This window comes from Candidatus Njordibacter sp. Uisw_058 (assembly GCF_047730065.1).
In the GTDB taxonomy this organism is placed as follows: Bacteria; Pseudomonadota; Gammaproteobacteria; order Pseudomonadales; family Balneatricaceae; genus Njordibacter.
In genome coordinates this window covers 1,762,038-1,774,041 of sequence record NZ_CP159829.1, presented here as the reverse complement: position 1 = coordinate 1,774,041, position 12,004 = coordinate 1,762,038, and the positions used below count along the sequence as shown (strand labels likewise).

Annotated in this window: 10 protein-coding genes; 8 read left to right on the top strand and 2 right to left on the bottom strand. The window is 45.0% G+C overall.

Features of this window, described 5'->3' with window-relative positions:
• Positions 1-102 precede the first annotated feature (102 nt).
• Entirely contained in the window at positions 103-2,004 is a 1,902-nt protein-coding gene (locus ABXT59_RS08315; RefSeq protein WP_443635483.1) for an ATP-binding cassette domain-containing protein, read from the top strand.
• Here ABXT59_RS08315 and ABXT59_RS08310 read toward each other — a convergent pair.
• Positions 2,001-2,429 carry a universal stress protein gene (locus tag ABXT59_RS08310; protein WP_443635481.1) on the bottom strand — a complete coding sequence of 143 codons (429 nt, stop codon included), beginning with the start codon at positions 2,427-2,429 and terminating at the stop codon, positions 2,001-2,003. The two genes, ABXT59_RS08315 and ABXT59_RS08310, sit on opposite strands and share 4 nt — an antisense overlap.
• A 205-nt stretch (positions 2,430-2,634) precedes the next feature.
• On the opposite strand from ABXT59_RS08310, the gene ABXT59_RS08305 reads away from it, so the two are divergent.
• From ABXT59_RS08305 to ABXT59_RS08285, 5 genes are all read left to right on the top strand, one after another.
• Positions 2,635-3,093 carry a hypothetical protein gene (locus ABXT59_RS08305; protein WP_443635479.1) on the top strand — a complete coding sequence of 153 codons (459 nt, stop codon included), beginning with the start codon at positions 2,635-2,637 and terminating at the stop codon, positions 3,091-3,093.
• A 146-nt stretch (positions 3,094-3,239) separates the two neighbouring features.
• Entirely contained in the window at positions 3,240-5,405 is a 2,166-nt protein-coding gene (gene fadB, locus ABXT59_RS08300; RefSeq protein ID WP_443635478.1) for a fatty acid oxidation complex subunit alpha FadB, read from the top strand.
• A 14-nt stretch (positions 5,406-5,419) separates the two neighbouring features.
• Positions 5,420-6,595 carry an acetyl-CoA C-acyltransferase FadA gene (gene fadA / locus ABXT59_RS08295; protein ID WP_443635476.1) on the top strand — a complete coding sequence of 392 codons (1,176 nt, stop codon included), beginning with the start codon at positions 5,420-5,422 and terminating at the stop codon, positions 6,593-6,595.
• Between the two features lie 219 nt (positions 6,596-6,814).
• Entirely contained in the window at positions 6,815-9,511 is a 2,697-nt protein-coding gene (topA, locus tag ABXT59_RS08290) for a type I DNA topoisomerase (RefSeq protein WP_443635475.1), read from the top strand.
• Position 9,512: 1 nt separating this feature from the next.
• A complete protein-coding gene (locus tag ABXT59_RS08285; protein WP_443635473.1) occupies positions 9,513-10,040 on the top strand; it encodes a hypothetical protein in 528 nt (175 codons plus the stop codon).
• Positions 10,041-10,063: 23 nt separating this feature from the next.
• Here the strand turns inward: ABXT59_RS08285 and ABXT59_RS08280 are convergent, their stop codons facing one another.
• Positions 10,064-10,765 carry a hypothetical protein gene (locus tag ABXT59_RS08280; RefSeq protein WP_443635472.1) on the bottom strand — a complete coding sequence of 234 codons (702 nt, stop codon included), beginning with the start codon at positions 10,763-10,765 and terminating at the stop codon, positions 10,064-10,066.
• Here ABXT59_RS08280 and ABXT59_RS08275 point away from each other — a divergent pair.
• Both ABXT59_RS08275 and ABXT59_RS08270 read left to right on the top strand, forming a co-directional pair.
• Positions 10,758-10,961 (top strand): hypothetical protein, encoded by a 204-nt coding sequence (locus ABXT59_RS08275; RefSeq protein ID WP_443635470.1) that lies wholly within the window; start codon positions 10,758-10,760, stop codon positions 10,959-10,961. The genes ABXT59_RS08280 and ABXT59_RS08275 overlap by 8 nt on opposite strands.
• Before the next feature lie 299 nt (positions 10,962-11,260).
• On the top strand, positions 11,261-11,938 hold the full coding sequence (locus ABXT59_RS08270) for a ProQ/FINO family protein (RefSeq protein ID WP_443635469.1): 678 nt from the start codon (positions 11,261-11,263) through the stop codon (positions 11,936-11,938).
• Positions 11,939-12,004 lie beyond the last annotated feature (66 nt).

Here is a 12,004-nt window from a genome sequence, read left to right as displayed (position 1 = left end):
TAGGTGTTTGAGTTTAGTTTAGTTTAGTTAATTTAGTTTAGTCAATAGTCCACCGGTAACTTAAGTTCGAGGTGGCTAGTGATTTTTTACTCAGGTTTTTCGATGAATTTATTACGTTTACAACAAGTCCATCTAGCTTTTGGCGATGTGGCCATACTTGACGATGTCGATTTACAAATTGATGCGGGTGATCGAGTGTGTCTAATTGGTCGCAATGGGGCAGGCAAATCAAGCCTTATCAAACTATTGGTGGGTGAACAACTGCCAGATAGTGGCTCTATTTGGCGCAGTCCAGCGTGCAAAATTGGCTACTTACAGCAAGATTTGCCTGATCGTGAAGACTTGTGTGTCAATGAATTAGTTGCGATGGGCATGGGTGAAGTTTACGAACTGCGTAAGCGTCATGAAGAGATCGCCATGGGTGAGCTCGATGACAAAGCTATGAAACAATTAGAAATTGTGAGCCACCGCATTGACGAATTAGATGGTTGGCAAATGGAACCTAAGGTCGAACGCATCTTGACTCGCCTTAAGTTAGATGGCACACAAGTTCTGAGCCAGTTGTCAGGTGGTTGGAGACGGCGTGTTGCTTTAGCTCGAGCCTTGGTATCCGAGCCCACACTATTGCTGTTAGACGAGCCTACCAACCATCTGGATATATTAGCTATTGAGTGGCTAGAAAAACAGCTATTAGAATTTAACGGGGCCATTATATTTATTACCCATGACCGCAGTTTCTTGCAAGTATTGGCGAATAAAATTGTAGAATTGGACCGTGGACACTTAAATTACTTCCCAGGCGATTACGAGCGGTTCTTAGCTTATCGTGAGCAGCAGTTAATGGAGGAAGATCGCCATAATGCTCTATTTGATAAAAAGTTAGCGCAAGAAGAAGTATGGATCCGACAGGGTATTAAAGCACGCCGCACCCGCAACGAAGGACGTGTCCGGGCTTTGGAATCACTTCGTAAAGAGCGTGGTGATCGCCGAGAACGGCAGGGTAATGTGAAATTACAGCATGCACAAGCTGCTAAATCTGGCCAACTCGTGTGTGAGTTAGACAATGTTAGTCATGGTTACGGCGAGCAACAGTTGATCAAGAATTTTGATTTAAACCTGTTGAAACTAGATCGTATTGGCTTAGTGGGTGCTAACGGTGTAGGCAAATCCACCTTACTCAAAGTGATACTGGGTGAATTAGAGCCTAAGTCTGGCAAGGTCAAGCGGGGCACCAAACTGGAAGTGGCTTACTTTGATCAATTACGTGATCAATTAGACCTCACTAAGACAGTCATGGATAACCTTGCTGAAGGCCGTGAGAGCATTAATATTAACGGTAAAGAACGCCATGTGATGAGTTATTTGGGAGATTTTCTTTTTTCTCCTAAACGTGTCCGCAGTCCTGTCAGCAGTCTTTCTGGCGGTGAGCGAAATCGATTATTATTGGCGCGTTTGTTTAGCAAGCCATCTAATATGTTAGTGCTAGATGAGCCTACCAATGATCTTGATATTGAAACCTTAGAATTACTAGAAGAAATGCTGGCCAATTACCCAGGTACTGTATTACTTGTGAGTCATGACCGTGCCTTTTTGGATCGAGTGGTGACTTCGTGCTTAGTGTTTGATGGTCAAGGGCACATTACTGATTCTGTTGGTGGATATACGGATTGGGTGAGGCGTGGTGGTAAGCTTATGGCGCCAACAGTGCAGGGCCACAGTAAACCCACAGGCATGGCAGCGACGCCGTTAAAGGCCAAAGAGAAAGCTAAGCCTTTGGTCAAGCTGAGTTATAAAGTTCAGCGGGAGCTGGATTTGTTGCCAGGGCAAGTAGAGGCTATAGAAGCAGATCTAGAGGCTTTACAGGACGAAATCGGCCATGCTGATTTCTACAGTAAAGGGCAGGACCACGTGAGTGCGCGTCTAGAGCAACTGGCAAGCCAAGAGACTCAACTGGAGACCACAATGGATCGATGGATAGAAATTGAGGCTTTACAGAAAGGCTAAACCCTAACCGCTAAAACATCACAAGTTGCGCCTTGTAAGATGCCATTAGACGTAGAGCCCAGCAATAGTGCGAGGCCATGACGTCCATGGCTACCGACTACAATAAGGTCTGAACTTAACTCAGTGGCGACACGATGAACCTCTGTTTTAATGTGGCCTGATAGGAGTAGTTGATCTACCTCACCAAGCTGTTTTTGTTGCACAAGGCCATTCAGGCGCTGTTGCGCCTGATCATACAGTTCAGTTTGTATAGACGATAAATCCATGGGCATGTCGCCCCCATAGGCATAACTTAATGGTTCTGTGACGTGCACTAAAGTTAACTTTGCGCTGCTTTGCAAGGCCAGCTGATGAGCTCTTTGGATCACTTGGTCAGCTTCCTCGTTAAGGTCTATAGCGACTAATATATTTTGGTAAATACTCATGTTACAGCCTCCGCAATGGTCTAAATGAATGCAGTTCCATCATTTTAGGTTTATGGACTTACCTATAATGACATGATATCACTGCAAGGTTTAAGGGACATTATTCGTTAGTTGTTATTATTTAGTCAATGGAGTTGTTGTGGAAATTAAGTTTATCATCGTGGTCTTAGTCTGCTGTTCTCTTATTGGATCGGTGGCGTGGGTCATGCCTACAGCCTCACAGCGAGCGCAAGCTAAAATACGCCAACTGGCGATGACCAAGGGCTTGAAGGTTAAAGTGGGTAAGCTCCAAGGGCCAAGAGAACAGGGTGAGATGACTCCTGATAGTTTTTTAGCCACTAGCTATGGCTTGCCTCGATCAAAAAACCAAAATCGAGCTGGAGGCATGAATGCCTTAAAAAAGGTGACTTGGGAAATATTTAAAGCGGCGGGACTTAATACCCAAGGTTTGCCTCAAGGATGGTGCTGGAATGGCGGTGAAGGTGCCCTCAAGTCTGAGCAGTTGAGCCATTTAGCCCACCTCATTGAACAGTTGCCTGATGATGTCTATGCCTTGGGTGTAACACCCATTGGAGCACAAGCCTATTGGCATGAACGAGCGACGCCAGAGCAGCTCGACAACTTAGAACAGGTTTTAAAAGCATTAGTCATGGATAGCTTCTAGAACCTCGACGTTATTTTGTGGTTCTAGAGTCATGGTTGACTTTGACCCAAGCTGGTTTAAAGTGACATCAAAGTTTCAAATAAACGTATGCAAATTTCTTTTCAGCGGTTTCAACGTCCCGTTAATTATAGCCAAGGAGACCGTGCATGATCTATGCAGGTAAAGCCATTCACGTGCAAATGCACGACCATCAGTTAGCTAAGCTAACCTTTGACCTTAAAGATCAGTCGGTTAACAAACTCAATGCGGCGACATTGGTTGAATTACAACAAGCGATCAGTGTTCTCACCGATGCTAGCAGTGTCAAAGGCCTAATGCTGACGAGTGCTAAGTCGAGTTTTATCGTTGGAGCAGATATTACTGAGTTTTTGCACTTTTTTAACACTGAAGAACAAGAACTCATTGATGCAAACATGCAGGTCAATGCAACCTTCAGTGCCCTTGAAGACCTCCCCATACCAACCGTATCCTTGATCAATGGTTTAGCTCTTGGGGGTGGTTTTGAAGTATGTTTAAGCACTGACTATCGCATTATGGTGAGCGACGCCAAGGTAGGTTTACCTGAGGTTAAATTAGGTATTTTCCCTGGCTGGGGAGGAACCGTGCGCTTACCTCGACTGATTGGGTTAGATAATGCCATTGAATGGATCTGTGGTGGCCAGGAAAAGAAATCAGCCATGGCTCTTAAAGATGGTGCAGTAGACGCCGTTGTCGCCGTTGATGAATTATTAGAGGCAGGCGCGCATTTACTTAACCAATGCATTGCTGGTGACCTTGACTATAAAACTAAGCGCGCTGTTAAGATGGCCAAACTAAGTTTGGGACCGATGGAACAAATGATGGCTTTCGAAACTGCCAAGGGTTTTGTTGCAGCTAAAGCGGGTCCTCATTACCCCAGTCCAATGGCAGCCATTAAAACCATACAAAAACATGCTGGTATGTCTCGTGACAAAGCCCTAGCTGCGGAAGCTAAAGGTTTTGCAAAAATGGCGCAAACGCCAGTGGCTGCCAATCTAGTCGGCATTTTTCTTGCTGATCAGTACCTTAAACGCACTGTTAAAGACTTAGCGCCTAAGGCTGCCAAAGTTGAACAAGTGGCTGTCTTGGGGGCTGGTATTATGGGTGGTGGTATTGCCTATCAGTCAGCTTTTAAAGGTGTCCCCATTGTCATGAAAGACATTACTGAGGCAGCCATTCAGTTGGGTTTGGATGAGGCCACAGACATTTTACAAAAGCACATTAGTCGAGGTCAGATGAAGCCTGCTCAAATGGCTAAAGTACTTAACAACATTCGTCCAACCTTAAATTATGCCGATGTGACTCAGGTTGATTTGGTAGTTGAAGCGGTGGTGGAAAATCCAAAGGTTAAAGGTATGGTGCTGTCTGAAGTTGAAGGTCACGTTAAGGACAGTGCGGTGATCACCTCTAACACTTCTACTATTTCAATTGATCTTTTGGCTCAAAGCCTCAAACATCCAAATCGTTTTTGTGGCATGCACTTTTTTAATCCAGTTCATAAAATGCCCTTAGTTGAAGTCATTCGTGGAACCAAGACAAGCGATGAAACTATCGCTACCACAGTGGCCTACGCCAACGCCATTGGGAAAAAGCCCATTGTGGTCAATGACTGCCCTGGCTTCTTTGTTAACCGCGTGTTGTTTCCCTACTTTGGCGGCTTTGGCATTTTATTAGAGCAGGGCATTGATTTTGTTCACATTGATAAGCTTATGGAACGGTTTGGCTGGCCTATGGGCCCTGCCTATTTGCTCGATGTGGTGGGCATTGATACAGCGCATCATTGCCAAGCTGTCATGGCAGAGGGCTTCCCAGATCGAATGGCTGGGCAGGGGGAGGCGGCTGTAGATTTAATGTTTAAAGAACAACGTTATGGTCAGAAAAATAAATTGGGTTTTTATACCTATGAAAAAGATAAAAAAGGGCGTTTACAAAAACACTTGGACGAATCTTTGAGTGCCAAACTAGCAGGTCTTTGCACTAATGCAGTGACCCTAAGCGATGAGCAAATTATCGACTATATGATGATTCCTTTATGCTTAGAAGTTGCTCGTTGCTTAGAAGAAAATATTATTGCCACACCTGCAGAAGCTGACTTGGCTTTAATTTATGGTATTGGATTTCCACCCTTTCTTGGTGGCGCCTTAAAATACATGGACACCATTAGCTTGCAAACCTTTTGTGAAAAGGCGGATGTCTTAGCGAGTGTGAGTCCACTCTATCTAGTGCCTGCGCAAATGCGCACCATGGCCGCTCAAGGTGAAACTTTCTATGGCAAGTTGCAACCTGCTAACTAAATTCGGAGAAAAACATGCAATTACAAGCCAATGACATTGTGGTAGTCGATGGGGCTCGTTCTGCCATGGGCCGCTGCAAAGGTGGTGCCTTTAGAAATGTGCGTGCAGAAAACTTATCTGCAGCAGTGATTGATGGTCTCTTTGCCCGGAATCCAGAACTTAACCCAGCCCAAGTGGAAGATGTTATCTGGGGCTGTGTCAACCAAACTCTGGAACAAGGTTTCAACGTGGCCCGAAATGCGGCTTTGTTAAGTGTTATTCCGCATACTGTTGCAGCACAAACAGTAAACCGTTTGTGTGGTTCTTCTATGGCTGCATTGCACACAGCAGCGCAGGCTATTGCGACCGATAATGGGGATTTTTTCGTTGTTGGTGGCGTAGAGCACATGGGTCACGTGGCCATGGATCATGGCGTGGACATCAATCCTGCGGGCAGTAAGCATGTTGCAAAAGCGGCCATGATGATGGGCCTAACGGCAGAGTTATTGGGTAAAGTGCATGGTATTAGTCGGGAGATGCAAGACGAATTTGCGGTCCGATCGCACAGATTAGCTCATGCTGCTGCCGAAAATGGTGACTTTGACGGTGAAATTATTCCCATAGAAGGTCATGATGGGACCGGTCGGCTGATTAAAGTGTGTCGAGATGAAGTTATTCGTCCAGATACTAATCTACAGTCTTTAGCTAACTTATGCCCTGTATTTGACCCTAAACATGGCACTGTGACGGCGGCCACGTCTTCGGCTCTTGCTGATGGCGCTTCGGCTATGTTGTTAATGTCAGGTGCTAAGGCTATGGCGCTGGGTCTTACACCGCTAGTGCGCATTAAAGCCATGGCCGTGGCAGGGTGTGACCCTTCAGTTATGGGTTATGGTCCTGTGCCTGCTACTAAAAAAGTTTTAAAACGCGCTGGTCTGGGTATAGAGGATATTGATGTCGTAGAACTTAACGAAGCTTTTGCTGCACAGGCTTTGCCCGTGTTAAAAGATCTTAAGTTAATTGATAAAATGGATGAAAAGGTCAATTTACATGGGGGTGCCATAGCCTTAGGACACCCTTTAGGTTGCTCAGGCACCCGAATTTCTGTGAGCTGCTTAACTCGTATGAAAAAACAAGATGCTCAATTTGGTTTAGCCACTATGTGCATCGGTATGGGCCAAGGTATTGCAACCATATTTGAACGACTTTAAAGCGCATTTCTATAAACTTTAATAAATTCAAAAGACTGCTAATGCAGTCTTTTGTGATTATGGGTTGCAATTTAGCTTGCTTTTTACTGCGAAAAATGGAATTTTAAAGAATAGGTTGTTGAACAAATGCTTGACCTTCTCAGATATGTGCCTAAACTTAGGCGCCTTAACGCTACCGCGATGGATGCGGTGAATACGTAATTATTGGAATCAAACTGCATGGGTAAGTCCCTCGTTATCGTAGAATCACCCGCTAAAGCCAAAACGATCAATAAATATCTTGGTGCAGATTTTATTGTAAAGTCGAGTGTTGGGCATATACGCGACTTACCCACTAAGTCCCCTCCAGGCAGCTCAGACCCAAAGACACGAGCCCTAGAAGCTGCCAAAGTTCGTAAAATGGAGCCTGATGACAAAGTCATTTATAAACAAGCCAGAGGTCGACAGCAACTGGTCAGGCGCATGGGTATTGACCCCGAAAACGATTGGCGGGCTGATTATCAAATTCTACCGGGTAAAGAAAAAGTAGTCGAAGAATTGCGTCGTTTGGCCAAAGATGCTGACACTATTTATCTGGCAACGGATTTGGATAGAGAAGGTGAGGCCATCGCTTGGCATTTGCGTGAAGCCATTGGTGGCGATCAAAGTCGTTATCAGCGGGTTGTATTTAACGAGATTACTAAAACTGCGATTCAGGCGGCTTTTGCTGATCCTGGGAAATTAGATATGGATCACGTCAACGCCCAACAAGCGCGACGTTTTTTGGATCGAGTTGTGGGCTTTATGGTGTCACCTTTGCTATGGGCTAAACTTGCCCGTGGCTTATCTGCAGGCAGAGTGCAATCGGTGGCGGTAAAACTAGTGGTGGAACGGGAACGAGTGATACGTGCTTTTGTGCCCGATGAATACTGGGAACTTAAAGCTGATGCCATTAGCAGCGATAATAAGCCCTTGATGCTGCAAGTGCATAAACAGCAAGGTAACGAATACAAACCGGTTAATCAACAGCAAAGTGATGCTGCTGTGGCTTTGCTAGAAAAACAAACCTTTGTCGTGCAGCAGCGTCAGGACAAGGCGACATCAAGTAAGCCTTCAGCCCCCTATATTACTTCGACCTTGCAGCAAGCAGCCAGTACGCGCCTGGGTTTTGGTGTGAAAAAGACCATGATGTTGGCCCAAAGACTTTATGAAGCAGGTTACATTACCTACATGCGCACCGACTCAACTAACTTGAGCAAAGATGCCGTGGGAAAATGCCGAGACTTTATCGTTAAGAGTTACGGCAAAGAATACATCCCCGCACATCCTATCACCTACTCGAGTAAAGACGGTGCACAAGAGGCCCACGAGGCCATACGCCCCTCGGAAGTGGCAATGAAAGCCGCACAGTTAAGTAATATGGAGCGCGACTCAGAGCGCCTGTACGAGCTTATCTGGCGCCAATTTGTGGCATGCCAAATGCTACCTGCCCAATTCACCAGTACCACCATCGTGGTCGAAGCTGGTGACTTTAGTCTGCGCACCCGTGGTCGTATTATGCGCTTTGATGGTTATTCCAGAGTGCAACCGAGTGTCAGCAAAAAAGATGAAGATTTAATCTTACCTGATGTGAATCAAGGGGACCTACTTACCCTCAAACAGCTAACACCTAGCCAGCACTTTACCAAATCTGCGCCACGTTTCTCTGAGGCTAGCTTGGTTAAAGAGCTCGAGAAGCAGGGCATTGGCCGCCCATCGACCTATGCAAGTATCATTTCAACCATCCAGGACCGTGGTTATGTCATGGTTCAAAATCGCCGTTTCTATGCAGAAAAGATGGGTGATATTGTGACGGACCGATTACAAGAAAACTTTTCAGATTTGATGGACTACTCATTCACTGCCACCATGGAAAAGCGGTTAGACAGCGTGGCTCGTGGTGAAACGGAGTGGAAGCGCCTGCTGAATGTATTTTATAAGGCCTTTACCCGCAAATTGAGTATTGCTGAAGCAGAAGATGGTATGCGTGCCAACACGCCCACCCTAACTGATATAAAGTGCCCTAGTTGCAGCAAAGCAATGAATATTCGCACCGCATCGACTGGCGTATTTTTAGGCTGTTCAGGGTATGCATTGGCACCTAAAGAACGCTGCAAAGAAACCATAAATTTGGTATCAGGTGATGAAGTGGTGGCTGTGGATGCTGATGATGAAGCAGAATCACGTTTACTCATTAAAAAACATCGCTGTAAAGTTTGTGATACTGCAATGGATGGCTACTTAATTGATGCCAAGCGCAAACTGCATGTGTGTGGTAACAATCCAGATTGCAGTGGCTTTGAAATAGAAGCCGGAGAGTACCGTATCAAAGGCTATGATGGCCCACTAATTCAGTGTGACAAATGTGAAGCAGACATGCACCTGAAAACAGGGCGTTTTGGCAAATACTTTGATTGTTCCAATGGCGAATGTAAAAACACCCGCAAACTATTGCGCAGTGGTGAAGCGGCACCGCCAAAAATGGATCCCATTCCGATGCCTGAATTAGCATGTGAAAAAGTGGATGATCATTATATTTTACGTGATGGCGCTGCAGGATTATTTCTGGCGGCCAGTAAGTTTCCTAAAAATCGTGAAACTCGCGCACCATTAGTTGCTGAAATTCTTCCCTATAAGGCAGTGTTAGACCCAAAATACAGCTTTTTACTTTCAGCTCCAGTCAAGGACCATTTAGGCAACCCTTCTATTGTTCGGTATAGCCGCAAAACCAAGGAGCAATATGTCATGTCTGAAGTTGACAAAAAAGCTTCTGGCTGGCGGGCAATGTATGTGAGTGGTAAATGGATGGAAGAAGTACCAGCCAAAAAAGTAGCCGCTAAAAAAACGGCAAAAAAAGTTGTAAAAAAAGCACCTAAAAAAGTAGCAGCTAAAAAATAGCATGGCTGTTCAAGACCCATGGTTAAAAGCCAGTCAGCATCGGCTGGCGTTTAGTAAGAGCTTGTGGGATGACTTATTGGCAAACTATGGTGATATGGATGATCCCCAATACTGGCGCCAAAGGCCCCAGAGAATGGCCTATCAGTATGCCATTATTGATCATTTGTTAGCTGCTGCAAAACACTTGACTCAAGCCATTCTGAAACAGCTGGCTAATACCCGGTTCGATGATATTTCTAGACTCACTTGGGTCGAGATTGAAAATCTGCTAGTCCAACAAGAGTTTCTATCTCCAGAGGCGCAGCATATATTATTGTTGCTGCAAAAGGGCGATTGGTCGGCTTGGATTCAATTGCAGGGTGAATCTGATTTTAGCGTGATCACGAAGCCACAAACACAAGCTGGTCAGCTCATTACAAGCCACTCAGAAGACGATCTAAGCAACCCAGATCACTGGCCAGTCTCAAGTTGGCTCAAGGCCATGCAAAGCCTACAAACCTCCACTAGAGAGTCCATGGAGGAGTGCTAATTACGCACGCAGTCCATAGTTGATTAGAGGTCTGACTTGAGCTGTTCTAAGACAGCCATTGTATCTGCATCTTTTTCTTTAATATTAATAGCCACGCGGTACTGAAAAAAGTTCACAAAGTCTGGGGCCTCATCACAGGCCACTAAACAACTGTCACCAATGAGCACGGGCCAATGGGTGACCTGCTCATGGTCAATCATTTGCGCTTGAATGCAGCCATCACTGTACAAACGCCAGCTAAATACTTCTGTCATTGAAAAGTTATCAAAATTATCAGCGGTGAAGACTGCGTGGCTGCCACAGGTGTCGGCCAGTTCTTGCACCACAAATAACGTATCGTCCACTTCAAAATCAAAGTAATCTGCTGCCGTAATTAACTCAATACATTTGTGGTCTGGGACTTGTGGGATAATTTGATCGAGTCCAGGATCATAGTATCCCTGGAAAAAACCTTTGCTAGGGCAGTTTAGATCAGTGCAAATAATGAGCTCATCAAACCAAGGGATCATGCCGACAAAAGCACCATTATCCAATAAAGCCCAGAATAAGATATTAACTGAAAATAATTCTTGTCCCACCTTTGGGTGGCCATGTTGATTGGAGTAAAGCACCTCAAAGCCATCTAGCTCTGGTGCTAGACGCACCACCTTTGGATGATGTTGAGTTTGATATTCTTGGCCGCTAAAAAGGTCTATGACCTTGGCGGAGGGGCTGACAGTGGACATCACAATATCCTCTAAGAAAACTGACTATGACGAAGAAAAGGGTACGACAATGTTTAACTTAGGTATTAAGAGTATAGGCAAAAATAACTGGTGTCTGCAAGCCATTGGCGTAAGTTTGGGTAAAATGCTCAAATATATGGCCCTTCTGCCAATCAATAGGTACAATGTTCAACGTAATGAAAAGACTCATGTTTAACCATAAAGAATGTCATTGACGAATCCCAGTTACTAAACCTAGTTACTAAACCTAGTTACTAAACCTAGTTACTAAGCCCAGTTACTAGACCCAAGTGAAGCTAACAATGGGTCATCGGGGTAAATGACAGGCTTTCATAGAATCGTTTTCATGGTGTAATAAAGAATTAGCAAAGAATTAGCAAAGATTTCTGCAGCAAGTACATCAGTACTAGGAGTTCTAACATGAGAGCATTAACTTGAGCAGCAACTTGAGAAATCTGAAGCCAGACGTTTACCAAAAATTGAATGCAAGACTATATGACCAGCACTAGCGAACTACCGAATACAAAAGCATCTGTTACCCCCACAATGACCGAATCTTCAGAAACTGTGAACTCAACAGTGGCAGAGCCTAAGGAAGTTGTATCAATTTCTACTGAATCAGAGGCCCCTGAAGCGATTGCTCCAGCAGTCACTGCACCTGAGATAAGTACGGCGGAACGTAAAAAAGCCAAAAGTCGGGCGGCCAATCGTGCAGCGGTTGAGTTGATATGTGAAACATACCCGCAGACATTCTCTTTTGCGAAACCTAGGCCCCTTAAAATTGGTATTCAGGAAGAGTTAATTGCTGATGCGAAGTTAAGCCAGACCAAGATTAAACGAGGCTTGGCAAGTTATGTGCGTGCTTTTGGTTATTTAAAATCTCAAACTGATGGTGCACCGCGCATTAACTTATTAGGTGAAGCAGACGGCGCCGTGACTGCGGATGAAGCAGCACATGCATTAACTAAGTTACCAGCGCCCCGCAAGCCAAGACCCAGCGTTAAAAAGCGCCCAGATCAGGCTGCCACAAGGCCCAAGCAAAATGTGAAACCAAAAGCGCCTAAGCCTGAGGCCAAAATTGAAAAAGCGCCTAGCCCATTTGATGGCTTGAATGAAGGACAGCGAATGGCCAGTAAATTAGAATTATTGCTGAAAAAGAATAGCAATACATAGCTAGCTTTCCACAGAGCTTTCATCAGCATTAAAAAAACCGAGCATGGCTCGGTTTTTTTATACCGC

Excerpts from the sequence above, each read along its gene's own strand:
- ABXT59_RS08270 (WP_443635469.1), top strand. The coding sequence starts at position 11,261 with ATGACCAGCACTAGCGAACTACCGAATACAAAAGCATCTGTTACCCCC.
- topA (WP_443635475.1), top strand. The coding sequence starts at position 6,815 with ATGGGTAAGTCCCTCGTTATCGTAGAATCACCCGCTAAAGCCAAAACG.
- ABXT59_RS08280 (WP_443635472.1), bottom strand. The coding sequence starts at position 10,765 with ATGTCCACTGTCAGCCCCTCCGCCAAGGTCATAGACCTTTTTAGCGGC.
- ABXT59_RS08310 (WP_443635481.1), bottom strand. The coding sequence starts at position 2,429 with ATGAGTATTTACCAAAATATATTAGTCGCTATAGACCTTAACGAGGAA.
- ABXT59_RS08305 (WP_443635479.1), top strand. The coding sequence starts at position 2,635 with ATGCCTACAGCCTCACAGCGAGCGCAAGCTAAAATACGCCAACTGGCG.
- fadB (WP_443635478.1), top strand. The coding sequence starts at position 3,240 with ATGATCTATGCAGGTAAAGCCATTCACGTGCAAATGCACGACCATCAG.
- ABXT59_RS08285 (WP_443635473.1), top strand. The coding sequence starts at position 9,513 with ATGGCTGTTCAAGACCCATGGTTAAAAGCCAGTCAGCATCGGCTGGCG.
- fadA (WP_443635476.1), top strand. The coding sequence starts at position 5,420 with ATGCAATTACAAGCCAATGACATTGTGGTAGTCGATGGGGCTCGTTCT.
- ABXT59_RS08315 (WP_443635483.1), top strand. The coding sequence starts at position 103 with ATGAATTTATTACGTTTACAACAAGTCCATCTAGCTTTTGGCGATGTG.